This is a genomic window from Micromonospora sp. HB375 (assembly GCF_017872985.1).
In the GTDB taxonomy this organism is placed as follows: Bacteria; Actinomycetota; Actinomycetes; order Mycobacteriales; family Micromonosporaceae; genus Micromonospora; species Micromonospora chalcea.
Genome location: NZ_JAGGJO010000001.1, coordinates 4,237,183 through 4,253,718, shown reverse-complemented (window position 1 = coordinate 4,253,718; position 16,536 = coordinate 4,237,183). Strand labels below are relative to the sequence as shown.

Annotated in this window: 17 protein-coding genes; 4 read left to right on the top strand and 13 right to left on the bottom strand. The window is 70.1% G+C overall.

Annotated elements, in window-relative coordinates; all coding sequences use genetic code 11:
* Positions 1 to 11 precede the first annotated feature (11 nt).
* The 13 genes from J3R08_RS19465 to J3R08_RS19405 form a co-directional block, all read right to left on the bottom strand.
* Positions 12 to 758, bottom strand: a complete 747-nt coding sequence (locus J3R08_RS19465) for an SDR family NAD(P)-dependent oxidoreductase (RefSeq protein ID WP_043323206.1) — start codon at positions 756 to 758, stop codon at positions 12 to 14.
* A gap of 100 nt (positions 759 to 858) precedes the next feature.
* Positions 859 to 1,710 (bottom strand): ABC transporter permease, encoded by an 852-nt coding sequence (locus tag J3R08_RS19460; RefSeq protein ID WP_043323208.1) that lies wholly within the window; start codon positions 1,708 to 1,710, stop codon positions 859 to 861.
* Between the two features lie 12 nt (positions 1,711 to 1,722).
* Positions 1,723 to 2,553, bottom strand: coding sequence for an ABC transporter ATP-binding protein (locus tag J3R08_RS19455; RefSeq protein ID WP_209962358.1), 831 nt, complete (start codon positions 2,551 to 2,553; stop codon positions 1,723 to 1,725).
* 24 nt (positions 2,554 to 2,577) lie between these two features.
* Positions 2,578 to 3,687 (bottom strand): ABC transporter substrate-binding protein, encoded by a 1,110-nt coding sequence (locus J3R08_RS19450; RefSeq protein ID WP_043323209.1) that lies wholly within the window; start codon positions 3,685 to 3,687, stop codon positions 2,578 to 2,580.
* A gap of 128 nt (positions 3,688 to 3,815) precedes the next feature.
* Positions 3,816 to 4,202 carry a hypothetical protein gene (locus J3R08_RS19445; RefSeq protein ID WP_043323211.1) on the bottom strand — a complete coding sequence of 129 codons (387 nt, stop codon included), beginning with the start codon at positions 4,200 to 4,202 and terminating at the stop codon, positions 3,816 to 3,818.
* Entirely contained in the window at positions 4,202 to 4,513 is a 312-nt protein-coding gene (locus J3R08_RS19440) for a hypothetical protein (protein WP_064445583.1), read from the bottom strand. Before J3R08_RS19440 ends, J3R08_RS19445 begins: the two co-directional genes overlap by 1 nt.
* Positions 4,513 to 5,589, bottom strand: coding sequence for a class I SAM-dependent methyltransferase (locus J3R08_RS19435; RefSeq protein WP_064445584.1), 1,077 nt, complete (start codon positions 5,587 to 5,589; stop codon positions 4,513 to 4,515). The genes J3R08_RS19440 and J3R08_RS19435 overlap by 1 nt, the downstream gene beginning before the upstream one ends.
* Positions 5,590 to 5,652: 63 nt before the next feature.
* Entirely contained in the window at positions 5,653 to 7,680 is a 2,028-nt protein-coding gene (locus J3R08_RS19430; RefSeq protein ID WP_209962355.1) for an FAD-dependent oxidoreductase, read from the bottom strand.
* Positions 7,681 to 8,041: 361 nt separating this feature from the next.
* Entirely contained in the window at positions 8,042 to 8,626 is a 585-nt protein-coding gene (locus J3R08_RS19425) for a TetR/AcrR family transcriptional regulator (RefSeq protein WP_043323222.1), read from the bottom strand.
* Between the two features lie 58 nt (positions 8,627 to 8,684).
* Entirely contained in the window at positions 8,685 to 9,410 is a 726-nt protein-coding gene (locus J3R08_RS19420) for an ABC transporter ATP-binding protein (RefSeq protein ID WP_069088408.1), read from the bottom strand.
* A complete protein-coding gene (locus J3R08_RS19415) occupies positions 9,407 to 10,537 on the bottom strand; it encodes an ABC transporter permease (protein ID WP_069088409.1) in 1,131 nt (376 codons plus the stop codon). Before J3R08_RS19415 ends, J3R08_RS19420 begins: the two co-directional genes overlap by 4 nt.
* 115 nt (positions 10,538 to 10,652) lie before the next feature.
* Positions 10,653 to 11,120, bottom strand: coding sequence for an SRPBCC domain-containing protein (locus J3R08_RS19410; RefSeq protein WP_209962353.1), 468 nt, complete (start codon positions 11,118 to 11,120; stop codon positions 10,653 to 10,655).
* Complete coding sequence (locus tag J3R08_RS19405; protein ID WP_176722809.1) at positions 11,074 to 11,454, bottom strand: metalloregulator ArsR/SmtB family transcription factor; 381 nt, start codon at positions 11,452 to 11,454, stop codon at positions 11,074 to 11,076. The genes J3R08_RS19410 and J3R08_RS19405 overlap by 47 nt, the downstream gene beginning before the upstream one ends.
* A 324-nt stretch (positions 11,455 to 11,778) precedes the next feature.
* Between J3R08_RS19405 and J3R08_RS19400 the strand changes: the two genes are divergently transcribed.
* The 4 genes from J3R08_RS19400 to J3R08_RS19385 all read left to right on the top strand — a co-directional run bounded on the left by J3R08_RS19400 (position 11,779) and on the right by J3R08_RS19385 (position 16,535).
* Positions 11,779 to 12,981 (top strand): dipeptidase, encoded by a 1,203-nt coding sequence (locus tag J3R08_RS19400; RefSeq protein WP_043323232.1) that lies wholly within the window; start codon positions 11,779 to 11,781, stop codon positions 12,979 to 12,981.
* Complete coding sequence (locus tag J3R08_RS19395) at positions 12,978 to 14,603, top strand: ABC transporter substrate-binding protein (RefSeq protein WP_209962352.1); 1,626 nt, start codon at positions 12,978 to 12,980, stop codon at positions 14,601 to 14,603. Before J3R08_RS19400 ends, J3R08_RS19395 begins: the two co-directional genes overlap by 4 nt.
* A gap of 32 nt (positions 14,604 to 14,635) precedes the next feature.
* Positions 14,636 to 15,589: an ABC transporter permease gene (locus J3R08_RS19390; protein ID WP_043323238.1), complete on the top strand. Its 954-nt coding sequence runs from the start codon at positions 14,636 to 14,638 to the stop codon at positions 15,587 to 15,589.
* Positions 15,590 to 15,653: 64 nt separating this feature from the next.
* A complete protein-coding gene (locus tag J3R08_RS19385) occupies positions 15,654 to 16,535 on the top strand; it encodes an ABC transporter permease (protein WP_223200978.1) in 882 nt (293 codons plus the stop codon).
* The last annotated feature ends 1 nt before the right edge of the window (position 16,536 follow it).

The following is a 16,536-nucleotide window of genomic DNA, read 5'->3' as shown; positions in this document are numbered from 1 at the left end:
GAGAGGGGAAGTCAGTGGATGGTGACGCCGCCGTCGACGAAGATCGTCTGGCCGGTGGTCATGGCGGCGGCGTCGCTCAGCAGGTAGGCGACCGCGTTGGCGACGTCCTGCGGCTGCGCCATCCGGCCCAGCGGGATGCTCGCCATCTTGTCCGCGAGGTACGCCTCGTCGCCACGTACGTCGGAGGTCATGTCGGTGGGCACGATGGTCGGTCCGACGGCGTTGACCCGGATCCGGTCGGGCGCCCACTCCAGGGCCAGCACGCGCGCCATGTGCATCACGCCGGCCTTGCTCACGCAGTAGCCGAGCGTGTTCAGCACCGCGATGTGCCCGTTCGTGGAGCCGATGTTCACCACCGCGCCGCTCGTCTGCCGCAGCGCCGGGTACGCGGCCTGGCACATCCGGAACGTGCCGGTGAGGTTGACGTCCAGGACGTCGGTGAAGTCCTGCTCGGACATCGTGGCCGCCGGCCCGCGCCGGACGATCCCGGCGTTGTTCACCAGCAGGTCCAGGCGGCCGTGGGAGTCGAGGACCTCGTCCACCAGCGCGGCGCAGGAGCCGGCCGACCGGACGTCGACCCGGTGCCGGGTGTGCGCGCCGCCGGACAGCTCGGCCTCGCTCCAGTCGTCGAGCAGGTCGGCCTGGGCCACGGTGGCCCCGCGCTGCGCGAGCGTCGCCGCGATGCGGGCCCCGATGCCGCGGGCCGCCCCGGTCACCACTGCCACCCGGCCGTCGAACCGGTTCGGGTCGGTGTTCATGTCGCGTGTCCTGCCTTTCCGGTCCGGCCACCGGCCGGGCGGGCGTTGCGCACGCCCGACCGGTGCCCCCAACACGTGACGGCGGTCCCGTCCACTGCCGTCACGCGCCGATCACCTTCGTGTCCTCGGCCCAGAAGGCCAGCCGCTTCTGCAGCAGCCGGATCACGAAGTGCGCCACCAGACCCATCAGCGACAGCACCACCAGCACGGCGAACATGCCGGCGATGTCGAAGTTGTAGTTGGTCTGCAGCAGCAGGTAGCCCAGGCCCTCCTTGGCGCCGATGAACTCGCCGACCACCGCGCCGAGGATGGCGAAGACGATGCCGATGTCCAGGCCGGCGAAGATGAACGGCAGCGCGCTGGGCAGCCGCACCATCCGGAAGATCTGCGCCTTGCTCGCGCCGAACACCGTCAGCATCTGGATCTTGTCGGCGTCGGCCGCGCGCAGACCCTCGATGACGTTCACCAGCATCGGGAAGAACGAGATCACCGCGGCCATGACCACCTTGCTGGTCAGGCCGAAACCGAACCAGACCACGAACAGCGGGGCCAGGGCGACCTTGGGCACGGTCTGGAAGGCCACGATGTACGGCATCAGCGTGGCTTCGACGATCTTGATCTGGGAGATGAACGTGCCGAGCACCAGGGCGGCGCCGACGCCGATCACGAACCCGAGCAGCGCCTCCTGCGTGGTCACCCAGAAGTGACCCCAGAACTGGTCGTCGCCGAGCTGCTGCCACAGCGACTCGACCACGCTCGACGGCAGCGGCAGGACGTACTCGTCCACGCCGAGGAGCTGGACGCCGTACTCCCAGGCCAGCACGACCACGACGAAGACCGTCGGGACCAGCCAGAGCTGGGGCTTCTCCCGCAGGTCGAACTTGCGCCGGGCGGGCCGGGCGGACGGCGCCGGTGGCTGGGCCGGCTTGCGGACCAGGTTGCTTGTTGCCATGGCTGTCCCTCGTCAGTCGATTACGCCGGCGGCGTTGAAGTGTCGGCGGATCCGTTCCACATAGACCCCGGCCCGGTCGGACGACATGATGCCGAGCTCACGCGGCCGTTCCAGGTCGATGTCCATGACCTCGGCGATCCGGCCCGGCCGGGGGCTGAGCACCACCACCCGGTCGGAGAGGAAGACCGCCTCCGGGATGGAGTGCGTGACCAGCACGATCGTCTGGTTGCTCTCCTGCCAGATCCGCAGCAGCTCCACGTTCATGTACTCGCGGGTCATCGCGTCGAGCGCGCCGAACGGCTCGTCCATCAGCAGCACCGCCGGGTCGTGCACGAGCGCCCGGCAGATGCCGGCCCGCTGCTGCATACCGCCGCTGAGCTCGTGCGGGTACTTCTGCTCGAAGCCGTTGAGACCGACCATCTCGAGCAGTTGCTGCGCGCGTTCCCGGTGCCGGCGGGGATCCAGTCGCTGGATCTCCGCCGGCACCATCACGTTGTCGAAGATGGTGCGCCAGGGCAGCAGCGTCGGTGCCTGGAACACCATCCCGACCTCGGGAAGGGGCTTCGTCACGTCCCGCCCGGCGATCCGTACCGCGCCGCCGGTCTTCGGGCTGAGCCCGGCGAGGATCTTCAGCAAAGTGGTCTTGCCGCACCCGGACGGTCCCACGACCGAGATGAACTCGCCGCGACGTACCGTCAGGTTGATGTCGCTCAACGCCAGGGTCGGTGCCGACTTCCAGGGCCGGTACTCCTTGTCCAGCCCGTCGATCTCGATCCAGGAGTCTTCCGACACCGATGCCGGAGCCTGCGTCTGCGCCCGGCGGGCCGTCGCCTTGATGGCCATCGAAATCCCTTCCGCTGTCCGCTGCTAGGCGGTGTAGTTCGCGGCCTTGCTGAGCACCGCGGCCTTGTCGAAGTTGTTCGCGCCGGAGAGCAGGCTCGGGTCCCAGAGCTTCTTCAGGTCGACGTCACCGGAGATCTGGCCGGCCTCCTTGGTGTACGCCTGGGTCTTCGCCCACTCGTCGTCGCTGATCGCGCCCCAGTCACCGAACTGCTCCGGCTCGCCGCTGGCCGGCGTGGCCGTCTTCAGCCACGCGGCGAGGCTCTCGGTGTCCGCCTTGAGCCGCTCGTCGGCGGACTTGCCGGCGAGGATCTGCGGGAAGACCTTGTAGCCGATCTTCATGGCGGCCTCGGGGTTCTTGGCCGAGAAGAGCATCGCCTTGTACGCCGCGCGCAGGAACCGCTCGTACGAGTCCTTCTTGGCGTCGAAGTCACGGGCGCCGACGCTGAAGGTGAGCGACCGGATGCCGGTGAACACGTCCGGGTTGGTCAGGTACTTCAGCTGGGTGCCGGCGTTCTCGATGACCGCGTACGCCTGGGTGTAGAGCGCCAGCATGTCGACCTTGCCGTCGTTGAGCGCGGCGGCGGCCTGCGCGCCGACGCCCACCGGCAGCAGCTCGACGTCCTTGGCCGGGTCCAGGCCGGCGGCCTTGACGTAGGCGCGGGCGTACGGGGCCGAGCCGGAGGCAAGGCTGATCACGCCGATCTTCTTGCCGCGCAGGTCCGCGCCGCCGGTGATCGGGGAGTCCGGCTTCACCGCCATCACCCACGGCCAGTTCTGCACCAGGCCGCCGATGGCCTTGATCGGCACGTTCTTCTCCACCGCGCCGAGCGCCGAGCCGGCGTCGGCCGGGGTGATGTCGCCGCTGCCGGAGGCGACCGCCTGGAGGGCGGCGACCGAGCCGTCGGCGTTGATCGTCTCGACGGTCAGCTTCTCCTCGGCGAAGTAGCCGAGTTCCTTGGCGACCGCGTAGACGGCCACCTCCTCCTTCGGGCCGATCACGGCCGAGGCGATGGCCATGGTCAGCTTCGCCTCCTTGCCCTCGCCGCCGGCCTCGTCGTCGGAGCCGCCGCCGCAGGCGGAGAGAACCAGCGTGGCGGCCAGCGCCGCCGGGAGCAGTGCCCACTTCCGTTTCATATGCACACACCTCGTCGTGAGTCGGGGGAGACCGCCTCCGCCGCCGTGGCGGCGGAGGCGGGGTATCAGGCGTCGCGGCGCGACGCGACAGTTGCCGTCAGGCGTCGCGCGGCGACGCCCCAGTGCCCTCAGGCGTCGCGCAGCGACGCGACCAGTGCCAGGTCGTTGTAGACGTGCTGCTCGACGATCAGCGCGCCGTCGAGCACGAACACGTCCGCGTAGCGGATGTCCTCGAACGGCGTGCCGTCGAGCCACTCCCCGTACAGCCGCCCGAGCGAGGTCACGGTGACCCGCCCGTTGTCGTCACCCACCAGGTAGCGGTCCCGGTGCTTGCGCACCCACCGGTAGGTCCCGGTCGAGGCGGCCGCCATCTCCCGCAGCGAGGAGTACTCCCGGCCGCCCGGGAAGACCAGCCGGGCCTGCGGCGCGAGGAACGCGCCGGCCTCGTCGAGCCGGCGGTCCTCACACAGCTGCAGGTAGCTGTCGATCAGCCCGGGCGCGTCCGGTGCGCTCATCAGCCGGTCTTCTCGCTCAGCGCCGCCTCCCACTGGTCCCGCAGCGGGTGCTCCGCGGGGCCGTGCTCGGTGAGGATGCGCATCAGGCGGGCCAGCAGCGCGTCCCGCTCGCGGTCGAGGACCTGCTGCTCCTCCTCGGTGGAGGCGAACCCGTCGACGGCGCCCTCGGTCAGCACGCCGGAACGGGTCAGCAGCGCCTCGACCACACGTACCCGCTGCCGGGTCACGTGCAGCTCGGTGGAGAGCTGCAGCACCAGGTCGAGCAGCTTGCCGACCTTGGGGTCTCCGAAGTAGTCGAACTCGGTGCTCATCACGCCTCCGGCTTGGTCGCGGCCAGTACGGCCCAGGGGAAGTGCCACTCGGGACGGTCGCCCCAGCCCTGCGGCTGGACGCCGTTGCGGCGCTCGTCGAACGGGGTCCACGACACGTCGGTCAGGCCCGCCTCGGCGCAGACCTCGATCAGGTCCGAGCCGAACAGGTCGTGGAAGAACGGCTCGTTGTTGCGCTCGGCGTGCTCGTAGACGGTGGCGTCGCGCAGCGGGTCGCCGGTGAGCATGAACTCCAGGAAGCGCAGCGAGCCGCCCGGCTTGAGCAGGCGCGCCGCCTCCACGATCGTTTCCCGGATCGCGGTGGCCGGCATCTCGTGCAGCACCATCGTGCCGGTGACCACGTCGCAGCTGCCCGACTCGATGCCGGTGGCCCGGCCGTCGGCCTGCCGGTAGTCGATCGCCAGTCCGGTCGCCTCGGCCTCGGCGTGGGCCAGCCGTAGACCCGGCGCGGCCAGGTCCACGCCGATCACCTGCGCGGTCGGGTACTTCGCGGGCAGCGGCCGGGTGCTCTTGCCGAAGCCGCATCCGATGTCGACGATCCGGGTCGCCGCGGGCAGCTCGGGCAGGGCGGTCTTGGCGAACAGCGTGTGGAACTTGTAGCCGTCGTTGTCGCGCAGCATGACGATGCGCGCCCCGAACTCGTACACGTAGGCCGACATGTCGTCGGAGAAGAAGCTGCCGGGCTGGATGTGGATGTCGTAGTCGGTGTACCAGTCGGGCAGTTCCAGGTCTGGGTTCAGCTCCAGCGAGCCCTTCGGCTGCTCGGGCACCGACGTCAGCTGGTCGGTCAGCTCCTCGCGGCGGCTGAGCACCGCGTCGCCGGCGACCTTCCACAGCATCTTCTGCTGCACCCGCTCCAGGTGGCTGAACCACGGGTAGAGCGGAAGGCCGCGCAGCACCTGGCTCGCGTCGCCGACCGTGGTGGCCGCCGCGCCGGTGGCGCCGTACTCCTCGCGCAGCGCCGGGTAGACGGTGTCCGCCCAGCGCTTGCGCAGGCCGAGGACGAAGTCCACGGCGGAACGCTCATCCAGGGTGAGGCGCTCCTCGATGTCCAGCATGCGTGTCTCCTCTTCAGGTGGGGGAGGACCGGTCCGCGGCGGGCCGCGACCGGGATGGACGGGTCAGTGGGCGTACCGCACGCGATCTGCGGACGCGGTGTCGTAGCGGCCGAGGAACGCTCCCGCCATGCGTCCCTCGTAGACGGCCTCGAAGGCCGTGCGGGGGGCGTTCGCGTCGCCGACGACGTGGATCCGGGGACCGTCGGGCAGCGCGTCGAGCTGCCGGTACAACTCGTCGGCGGCCTGCGGCGAGCCGGCGTCGACGACTGTGGTGACGCCCTCGACGAGGGTGTCGGCGCCGGCGAGCGGACCGCCCAGGGCGACCGCGTCGGCGCCCGCCGGGCGCGCCGTGCGCATCGGGTGCACCGCGATTCCCAGGTCCGCGAAGCGCTTGAGCAGCGCCAGCCGCGAGTACGTGGTGATCTTGGCGCTCACCGAGGCGGTGGGGGAGACCAGGTGGACGCGGGCGCCGCGCCGGGCCAGCCCTTCGGCCACCGAGGCGGCAGCCCAGGTGCCCTCGTCGTCGAGCACGACGACGGCGCCGGTCGGCCGGAAGTCGGGGTCGGTCAGCGCGTCGACGGCCTGCCAGATGTCGATCACCGGCGGGCCGCCGGGCAGCTCCCGCCGGGTGGGCCGGGAGCCGGTGGCCAGGACGACGTCCTGGTAGCCGCCGGCCAGCACGTCCTCGACGCCGATGCGGTGGTCGAGGCGTACCGGGATGCCGGCGGCCTCGACGTCGCGGGCCAGGTCGCGGGTGAGCAGGCCGAGCCGTTCCCGTCCGGGTACGCGCGCGGCCAGTTCCACCTGCCCGCCGAGGTGCCCGCGCGCCTCGACCACCGACACCTGGTGCCCGGCCCGGTGGGCGGAGAGGGCGGCCTCCAGGCCGGCCGGGCCGCCACCGACGACGAGGACCTTCCGCGCGCCGGACGGTCCGGGCAGCTCCGGCCAGGCCTGCGCCCATTCCCGCTCGGCGCCGACCTCCGGGTTGACCACGCAGGAGATCGGCAGGCTGGTCTCCAGCCGGCCGATGCAGCCCTGGTTGCAGGCGAGGCAGGCGCGTACCTCGTGCTGGCGGCCCTGCTCGGCCTTGCGGACCAGGTGCGGGTCGGCGATGTGCGGGCGGGCCAGGCCGACCAGGTCGGCCTCGCCGGCGGCGACGAGCTCGGCGGCCTCCGGCAGGCTGTCCAGCCGGCACACCGCGAGCACCGGCAGGTCCGGGAACTCCTGCTTGAACAGCGCCGCGTGGTGCCGGAACGGGGCGTGGCCGAAGCTCATGTCCGCCATCTGCGTCGCGAGCGACCAGCTGCCGTGGTAGGCGGAGTGGCTGACGTGCACGTAGGCGAGCGGGAAGTCGGCGCGCAGCTTGCCGACGATCTCCAGCACCGCGGCCGGGTCGAGACCGCCGGGCAGGAACTCGTCGGCGCTGACCCGCAGTCCGACGGGCAGGTCCGGCGCGGCGGCCAGCACCGCGGTGAGCACCTCACGGGTCAGCCGCATCCGGTTGTCTAGGCTGCCGCCGTAGGAGTCGGCGCGGGTGTTGGTGTGCGGCGAGAGGAACTGCTGCAGCAGGTGGCCGTGGCCGGCGTGCACCTCCAGGCCGTCGAAGCCGGCATCACGCATCCGCCGGGCGGCGGCGGCGAACGCCTCGACGACGACGGCGATGTCCCGGCGTCCCATCGCGTGTGGCACGTGTGAGCCGGCCGCCCACGGCACCGGTGACGAGGACCAGGCGGCGGTGCGGGTCGCGTCCCCGTTCGCCTGCCGGCCGGCGTGCATGATCTGGGCGAAGATGCGTGCGCCGTGCTCGTGCACGGCCTCGGTCACCGCCGCGTACGCCGGGATCGACGAGTCGTCGAAGCTGCCGAGGCTGATGCTGCGGCCCGCGCTCGTGGGGTGCACGCGGATCGCCTCGGTGATGATCAGGCCGACGCCGCCCCGGGCGCGCTCCGCGTGATAGGCCACGTGGCGCCCGGTGGGCACGTTGTTCAGTCCGAAGTTGGTGGTGTGACCGGGGACGAAGACCCGGTTCCGCAGTGTGAGACGACCGAGCCGGGTGGGGGAGAGAAGAGCGAGAAGCTTGTCGTCAGGCATGCCTCGGACTTCCTGTTTCGGGCCGCACTCGGCATGGCCGAGAGCGTTCGGTTGAACCGTACGCCGTTCGATTGAGTGGAACGGTAGGGGTGACGCCGGTCTCCGTCAACAGGCTACTGATCGGTAACTTACCGAACCGTACTGCCTCTGACCTGCTGTTCCACTAGGCGGAACGCAAGCGGGCAAGGTTCGTCGATTCGTGGCTCGATCGTTCGGGCGGCCACGGGAGATGACAGTGCCGCCGCCCGGCGACCGCCCGGCGGTCCGTTTCGATCGTTCGGTCGGCCGGGTCGGCACTGTCCGGTTCGGAGGGACGCTCGCCGCGAGGCGGCCGGGTGGGACGTGCCGGCGGTGGCGGGGGTCAGGCAGCGGCGGGGCGCACGTACGGCGTGAGCAGCTCGCGGGCGAGGCCGGTGGCCGAGGGAAGGTCGAGGCCGTTCTCGATCATGCGGCTGAGGGCGTAGACGATCGACTGGATGACCTCGGCCATCCGGTTCGGGTCGCTCGCCCCGTGGTCGGCGAGAGCGGCGCGCAGCGGCGCCTCGAGGCTGTCGTGCAGGAGGCGGCTGGAGGTCGCGAGCACCTCGCTGTTGCCGACTGTCGCCATCGCCCGGGCCAGCGCGTGGTCGCCCCGGGCAACCAGTTGCAGGTTGGCCTCGACGTACGCCAGGATCCGCGACCCGGGCGTGCGGGCCTCGGCCATCCGGTTCTCGACGAAGGCCGACCACCGCGGAAAGGTGTCGGCGACGAGCACGTCGAACATGTCGGTGCGTGACTTGAAGTAGGAGTACGCGCTGGACCGGGCCAGGCCGGCGTGCCGCGCCACGTCGGCGAGGCTGGGGATCTGGTCCGGGTGTTGCGAGAGCAGGGCGCGGGCGGCGTCGAGCAGCGCCGCCCGCTGGGCGGCCCGGTGCTCGGCGACGGTTGAGGCCTGGATCTTCGGCACGCCAACCTCCAAGTCTCCGGTGCGCGCACCGGGTCCGCGTCGCGCCCTGCCGTCGCGGTCAGCTGCTCGTGGCGAGCTTGCCGTCGATCATCTCGTAGACGGTGTCACAGTACTGCAGCACGTCGTGATCGTGAGTGACCATGACCACCGCCACCGACCGCTCCCGTGCCTCCTGGGCGAGCAGCTGGACGATGTCGTGGCTGCGGGCCCGGTCCAGCGCCGCTGTCGGTTCGTCCACCAGCAGCACGGACGGCTGTGTCATCAGCGCCCGGGCGATGCCGACGCGCTGGCGCTCGCCGCCGGAGAGCTGGTGCGGCCGGCGGTCGGCCTTACCGGCCAGGCCGACGTGCGCGAGCATCTCCAGCGGGTCGCGTCCGGCGCGGTCCCGCCGCCCGCCCAGTCGCAGCGGCAGGCGCAGCTGGTCGGCAGCGGTCAGCGCGGGCAGCAGGTTGCCCGACTGGAACACGAACCCGACGTGCCGGCGGCGAAGCTCGGTGCGCGCCCGGCGGCTGGACACGGTCATGTCGTGGCCGGCCACTGTGACGGCGCCCTGATCGGGGCGGGCCAGCCCGCCGGCGACGGCGAGCAGGCTGGACTTGCCCGCGCCGGACGGCCCGACGATCGCGGCCAGCTCACCCGGCGCGACGGTCAGGTCCACGTTGTCGAGCGCGTGCACGGTCTCCGCGCCGTCGCCGTGCCGCAGGTGGACGCCGCGCATGACCAGGCCGAGGTCGGCCGGCGCGGTGCCCGTCGTCGAGGGGGACGCTGTGGTCCGGCTGCTCATCGGTTGCCTCCCAGGGCGGTCGCCGGGTCGATGGAGGTGAGGCGGACGACGGCGGCTGCCGCGCCGACCAGGCCGAGCACGAGCAGTCCGGCCGCGGCGGCGGCGATGCTCTGCGGGTGCAGCGCGAACGGCACGTTGCCGCCGGAGATCAGCGCGCCGAGGCCGAGTCCGATCCCCATGCCGACGGCGATGGCGAGGGCCAGCAGGATCAGCGCCTGGGTGAGGGCGTCGCGCAGCACCCAGCCGGTCGAGGCGCCCAGCGCCCGCAGCACGGCGACCTCCTGCTTGCGCTGGATCGCCCAGACCGCGAAGAACGCGCCGGCCACGAGCGCCGAGATCGCGTAGAGGAAGCCCTGGATCAGCTGGAGCGTCGTCGTCTCGGCGGTGTAGCCCGGCGAGGCGCCGTAGGACTCCTCCAGCGTCAGGCTCTCCGTGCCGGCGGCCTTGTCGCCCGCGGCCAGGTCCACCGAGTCGCCGTCGGCCGCGCGGACCGCGACGGCGGTGATCTCCTGGGTGGCCTGCGCCGGCACCTGCGTGCCGGCCGGCGTGCCGGACTTGACCGCCTGCCACGTGGCCAGCGGCACGTACGCCACGTCGACGTGGCCGAAGGTGTCCTGCTGCTCGGTGACGCCGACGACCCGCAGCTTCGTGCCGAGCCGGTCCACCGTCACGGTGTCGCCGACGCGCAGGCCCGCGTCGATCGCGGTGGGGCTCACCACGATCCCGTCCGCCGGGCCGAGCCGGTCGCCCTCGCTGACCGCGGGCGACAGGAACGAGTCGGTCTCGACGCCGAACAGCGCCAGGTCGACCTCGGTGCCCCGGTCGGTACGCCCGTTGATGAGCGTGTTGCCGAACGGGGTCGCCTCCGCCACCCCGGGCTGCTCGCGCCAGGTGTCCACCGTCGAGGCGTCCACCACGCTGCGCGAGAACGCCGAGTCGTGCTGCACGCCGTGGGCGAACGCGAACGAGGTGACCGGAAGGTTCTGCAGCCCGGAGACGCCGTCGCGGACCAGTCCGACGGACAGGCCGGAGAGCATCACCATCAGCACCGAGATCAGCACGATCACGGCTCCCATCAGGGCGAATCGCAGCCGCGCGAACCCCAGCTCACGAATGGCCAGGAACATCAGCCGCCACCTCTCATGTTTGTCGACACCATGTCGCGATCTTACCAACGCGGTGTCGGCAAAAAGCGGGATCCGGCGCTGTCTACCCGACCACAATCCGTGACGGCTCGGCCGGTCAGCCGGGCGAGGGCAGCGTCCCGCGCTCCCGCGTCAGGTACGCCTCGATGCGGGCGAACGCCCCGCTCCACACCTCGGTGGCGAAGAAGTCGCGCAGCTCCGGGGCCGGGAAGCCGCTCTGCGTCACGGTCATCAGCGTGCCGCCGTCCTTCTCCTCGAAGGTGACCTCGACGCGGGTGGTCATCGTCTCGCCGTCCGGGCTGCTGCCGGAGGACTCGGTGACCAGGCGGTGCGGGCGGTCGATCTCCAGGAACGTCTGGGTCTCGCGGAACAGCATGTCGGGGGAGGGCCCCCAGACGGCTGTCTGCTTCCCGCCGACCCGCAGGTCGACGTCGATCTCCACGATGCCCGGCTCCTCGTCCAGGATGCCGAACCAGATCTTCTGTTTGCCGGCGTCGGTGTATGCGTCGAACGCCTCCTCAGGCGTGCCCGGAAGCTGTCGGGTCAGGTGGATCTGGAGCGTCATGGTCACGGTCCTCCGTGGTGAGAGTGAGATAGGCGTCGAGGCCGTCCAGGCGGCGTGCCCAGAGGCGCCGGTAGAAGCTGATCCAGGCCATCGCCGTGTCCAGCGGGGCCTCGCTGAGCCGGCACTGCCGGGACCGGCCGACCTTCTGCGTCACCACGAGACCGGCGTCCTCCAGCGCGCGGACGTGCTTGCGCATGCCGGTGAGGCTCATCCCGGTGGGCCCGGTGAGCTCGCTGATGGTGGCCGGACCCGTGCCGAGCCGGATCAGGATGTCGCGTCGGGTGGGGTCGGCCAGGCTGGCGAAGACCCGGTCGAGCGTCTCTTGCTGAACCACATGGTTCACCGTACAACACTGAACCCCTTGGTTCACCATTGCCGCGCATTCGACGTGCATTTCGCCGTCGAGTGGTCTGACCACTGGGGGTGATCGAGGCGCGGTCCGCCGTTCGGCCCGATCGCCTCGTGCATTCGGCCGGGGCCGGCTCAGTTGCTCGGCCTGCTTGCCGGAGCCCGGTCCCGACCTGCGGGAATGTTCCCCGATTCCGGTAACGGAAAGGTCACGAGGTATTCCTGTGCCGTGCTTGCGCTCGGTACGTTCCACGAGGCATGAGGTCAGACCTCACTCCTCATGCCTCTAGCTGACGAGGTGAGTAGACCAGTGCAGGAACCCGCCCCCCGCTACGCCGGATACCGGTCCTTCGACTACCTGGTGCCGCATGTGGACTACAAGGTCTTCGAGCTCGCGCCACAGATCGGCCGGGTGCCGGAACACGACCTTGGCCTGACCGACGACCAGCGTGCCCGCGTCTCCCGGCTGCTGCGCGAGCACATGGCCATCTCGCTGCACGAGCACCCGAAGATCCTGCCGGCCGACGTGACGCAGTTGCGCGACTACAACCGCACCGGCCGCAACTCCTTCGGGTTCGAGGGCCTGGCCCGGTCCGGCATGACCGCGGTCTTCGACAACTTCATGAACGGCACCGGCTGCGTGACCAGCGAGCACGCCTGGAAGTGGGACGACGTCATCTACGACATCGGCCTGCGCTTCGCCGACGTCGCCAAGCAGGACCACGTGGTGGTGGCGACCACGCTCGAACAGATCTTCGAGGCCAAGCGCAACGGGCAGATCGCCCTGGTGGCCGGCCTGGAAGCAGCCACGATGATCGAGAACGAGCTGGACCGGATCGACATCCTCTACGGCTTCGGCGTACGCCAGATGGGCATCGCGTACAGCCAGGCGAACATGCTCGGTTCCGGCCTCTCCGAGGACCGCGACGGCGGGTTGACCCACTTCGGCCGGCGCGCGGTGGACCGGATGAACAAGCTCGGGATCGCCATCGACATCTCGCACTCCGGCGACCAGACGTCGCTGGACGTGATCGAGGCCAGCCGGGTGCCGGTGTTCATCACCCACGCCGGCGCCCGCTCGGTCTGGAACACCCCCCGGATGAAGCCGGACGAGGTGATCCGGGCCTGCGCCGAGCGGGGTGGCGTGATCGGCATCGAGGCCGCTCCGCACACCACCCTCTCCGGCGACCACCCGCACCACTCGATCGAGTCGGTGATGGACCACTTCACCTACTGCGTGGAACTGGTCGGCATCGACCACGTCGCGTTCGGCCCGGACACCAATTTCGGTGACCACGTCGGACTGCACGACAGCTTTACCCAGCACCTGGCGATCGGAAAGGCCCACGGAGTGGTGGACCACCCTCGGGTTCCGTACGTGAGTGGCATGGAGAACCCGGCGGAGTGCTTCAGCAACATCGTCGGGTGGTTGGTCACGCACGGTTACTCCGACGACGAGATCGCCAAGGTCATCGGCGGCAACATCATCCGGGTTCTTCAGGAGGTTTGGTGAACAAGACAGTCAAGGGTCGGTGGCGGCTCGCTGTCGCGCTCGGCGTGGCGGCCACGCTCGGTGTCTCCGGCTGCGGTCTGAACGAGGAGACCTCCTCCTCCAGCGGCTCGTCGTCGGACTCGGTGCTGCGGATCGGCACCACCACCGACGTGAGCAACTTCAACCCGCTCCAGTCGTTGAGCAAGACCGACTCGTGGATCCTCAACGCGATGTACCCGCACCTGCTGCGGATCGACGGGAACGCGAAGAAGTCGCCCGAGCTGGCCAAGGAATACCGCTACGAGGACGACGGCAAGACCGCCGTCTTCGTGCTGCGCGACGACTTCAAGTGGACCGACGGCAAGCCGGTGGTCGCCGAGGACGTGAAGTTCTCCGCCGAGTCGATCATGAAGTACAAGCTCGGCAACGTCGCGGCGAAGCTGACCTGGGTCGAGTCGGTCGAGGCGCCGGACGCGACCACTGTGAAGTTCAAGCTCTCGCAGCCGTACGCGCCGTTCGCCGAGGGCGTCGGCTTCTGGATGTCGGTCGTGCCGAAGCACGTCTTCGAGCCGGCCGGTGACCTGTCCAAGTTCGCCAACGACTCCAACTGGGTCGGCGCCGGGCCGTTCGTCCTGGACAGCATCACCAAGGGCCAGCGCTACGTCATGAAGCGCAACGAGCACTACCCGCTCGCGCCGGGTGGCAAGGCCGCGGTGAGCCAGGTCGAGTACCGGGTCTACCCGGACGTGAACACCATGATGCTGGCGCTGCGCAACGGCGACATCGACATGATGGGCACCCCGGTGCCGGTCTCGGCGGCGAAGACCTTCGAGAACGACGACAAGATCAAGCTGAAGAAGGTCGGCGCACTCGGCTTCGCGCACCTGACCTACAACATGAAGAACAAGTACCTCGCCGACCAGGACGTCCGGCAGGCGCTGTCGATGGCGGTCGACACCAAGGCGATCATCTCGGCCGTGCTGCAGGGCGACGGCCAGCAGATGGCCGGCCCGATCTCGCCGATCTTCTCCGAGTACGACAACACCGAGCTGCAGCCGTACCCGTTCGACCCGGAGGGCGCGAAGGCCAAGCTGAGCGCGGCCGGCTACAAGGACGCCAACAACGACGGCTTCTTCGACGAGCTGAAGTTCGGCGTGGCGTGCGACCAGTCCAACGCCAACATCACCCGGGTCGTGCAGCTGTTCCGGGAGAGCGCGGCCAAGGCCGGCGTGAAGCTGGAGAACGAGTGCGTGGAGCGGAACACCTTCCTCACCCGCACCAAGAACGGCGAGTACGACATCGACGCCTCGCAGTGGGGTGTCTTCGACAACCCGATGGACCAGCTGCGCAGCACCTACCTGTCCAGCAACCCGGGTGGCATCAACTACAACCTGCTCGAGTCGGCGGAGATGGACGCGCTGATCAACGACGCGGCCGGCACCACCGACGTGGAGGCGTTCAAGACCAAGATCAAGAACATTGACAAGGTCGTGCACGAGCAGGCGTACCTGACCCCGCTGTACGTGGAGAACTTCCAGTTCGCCTACAACGCCAGCAAGTTCACCGGCTTCGTCCCGTCGCCGTCGGACCTGCTCGGCATGGTCACCGCGTACTCGCTGGCCCAGGTCACCCCGGTCAAGTAACCCACCCAACCAGAGGAGAGGAGGGGTCCCCCGTGGCGCGTTTCGTGCTCAGCCGGGCACTGAAGGCCGTCCTGACCGTGTGGATCGCGATCACTTCGACGTTCTTTCTGCTCCGGCTCCTGCCGGGGGACCCCACGACCCTCATGGTCGAGGGCGACATGACACCGGAGATGCAGGCGGCGCTGCTCAAGACGTACGGCCTGGACCGTCCGCTGTGGGAGCAGTACGTGTCGTACCTGCGCGAGCTGGTCCAGGGCAACCTGGGCATCTCGTTCCGTCAGATCCAGCCGGTCACCGACATCATCCTCGACCGGCTTCCCTGGACGTTGCTGCTGGCCGGCAGCGCGTTCGTCCTGACCGTCGCCGTCGGCATCCCGATCGGCGTGGCCGCCGCGGTCAACCGCGGCAAGTGGCTCGACCGCGCGTTGCAGGGCTTCGGGATCAGCGCCAACGCGCTGTTCGTGCCGAGCGTCGCGATCCTGCTGCTGGTCTTCTTCGGCGCCCAGCTCGGCTGGTTTCCGATCGGCGGGGCGATCGACCCGGACACCCGGGGCGCGGCGGCCTACCTGAGCCTGGCACACCACCTGGTGCTGCCGGTGCTCTCCCTGGTCCTGGTGCAGCTCGGCCCGTACGCGCTGACCCTCCGTACCAACATGATCGAGGTCCTCGGTGAGGACTACATCCGCGCCGCGCAGGCGCGTGGTCTCTCGGCCCGGCGTCGGGTGTGGAAGCACGGCCTGCGCAACGCGATCCTGCCGGCACTGACCCTGATGGGCCTGCAACTGGGCACCCTGGTCGGCGGCGCGGTGCTGACCGAGACGGTCTTCGCCTACCCCGGGGTCGGCCGGCTGATCTACGAGGCGGTCGGGCAGCAGGACTACCCGGTGATCCAGGGGGCGTTCATCATGCTCGCCGTCACCGTGGTGATCGCCAACGCCCTGACCGACATGCTCTACGCGGTCCTCAACCCCCGGATCCGGCTGTGAGCGCGCGCCGCGTCCCGGCGCGTCGCCCGGATCCGTTCACCGCCACCACCGAAGGGAGGGTGCCGTGAGTGCCCCCGTGCTGACCGAGCAGGCGCTCCCGCCGGCCCCGGCCGCGCCCAGGCGGTCCTTCCTCTCCGGCTACCTGCGTCAGCCCGTCGTGGCGCTGTCGGTGCTGGTGCTGCTCGTGATGGCGGTGCTGGCGGTCTTCGCGCCGCTGATCGCCGACGAGCCCGCCGGCGCCGGCGCGGACGTGCTGCAACCGCCCTCCGGGGCGCACTGGTTCGGCACCGACGACCTCGGGCAGGATATCTTCGCCCAGGTGGTCTGGGGCACCCGGACCAGCATGGTGATCGGCCTGGCCGCCTCGCTGCTCGCCATCGTGCTGGGCACCGCGATCGGGCTGGCCGCGGCGTACTTCCGGCCGTTCGACGCGGTCGCCACGGTGATCACCGACGTGATGCTGGCGCTGCCCACCCTGCCGCTGATGATCATGCTGGCGGCGGTGGTGAGCCCGAGCGTCACGACGCTGACCCTGATCATCGGGTTCTTCGCCTGGCCCGAGGTGGCCCGGCTGATCCGGTCACAGGGCCTGGTGATCAGCGCGATGCCCTACATCGACGGCGCGCGGGTGCTCGGCGCCACCGGCTGGCGGATCGTCACCCGGGAGATCCTGCCCGCCGTCGTCTCGCTGATGGTGGTCAGCGTGCTGCTCACCGCCTCCCGGGCGGTGATCTCCGAGGCCGGCCTGAGCTTCCTCGGGCTCGGCGACCCGGACGCCTGGTCCTGGGGACGCATCCTGCTCAACGCCCAGCGCAGCGGCACGATCGCGATCGCCTGGTGGCAGACGCTCTTCCCGTCCCTGGCGATCCTGTTCCTGGTGCTGGCGGCGACCCTCGCCGGAACCCGGTTCAACGACACCCGCGACCCCCGTCGCAACGGAGGCTGAC

Bases quoted from the DNA above. Each gene is read 5' to 3' on its own strand.
- J3R08_RS19420 (WP_069088408.1), bottom strand. From the start codon at position 9,410: ATGAGCAGCCGGACCACAGCGTCCCCCTCGACGACGGGCACCGCGCCG.
- J3R08_RS19465 (WP_043323206.1), bottom strand. From the start codon at position 758: ATGAACACCGACCCGAACCGGTTCGACGGCCGGGTGGCAGTGGTGACC.
- J3R08_RS19445 (WP_043323211.1), bottom strand. From the start codon at position 4,202: ATGAGCGCACCGGACGCGCCCGGGCTGATCGACAGCTACCTGCAGCTG.
- J3R08_RS19435 (WP_064445584.1), bottom strand. From the start codon at position 5,589: ATGCTGGACATCGAGGAGCGCCTCACCCTGGATGAGCGTTCCGCCGTG.
- J3R08_RS19415 (WP_069088409.1), bottom strand. From the start codon at position 10,537: ATGTTCCTGGCCATTCGTGAGCTGGGGTTCGCGCGGCTGCGATTCGCC.
- J3R08_RS19440 (WP_064445583.1), bottom strand. From the start codon at position 4,513: ATGAGCACCGAGTTCGACTACTTCGGAGACCCCAAGGTCGGCAAGCTG.
- J3R08_RS19460 (WP_043323208.1), bottom strand. From the start codon at position 1,710: ATGGCAACAAGCAACCTGGTCCGCAAGCCGGCCCAGCCACCGGCGCCG.
- J3R08_RS19450 (WP_043323209.1), bottom strand. From the start codon at position 3,687: ATGAAACGGAAGTGGGCACTGCTCCCGGCGGCGCTGGCCGCCACGCTG.
- J3R08_RS19455 (WP_209962358.1), bottom strand. From the start codon at position 2,553: ATGGCCATCAAGGCGACGGCCCGCCGGGCGCAGACGCAGGCTCCGGCA.
- J3R08_RS19430 (WP_209962355.1), bottom strand. From the start codon at position 7,680: ATGCCTGACGACAAGCTTCTCGCTCTTCTCTCCCCCACCCGGCTCGGT.
- J3R08_RS19410 (WP_209962353.1), bottom strand. From the start codon at position 11,120: ATGACGCTCCAGATCCACCTGACCCGACAGCTTCCGGGCACGCCTGAG.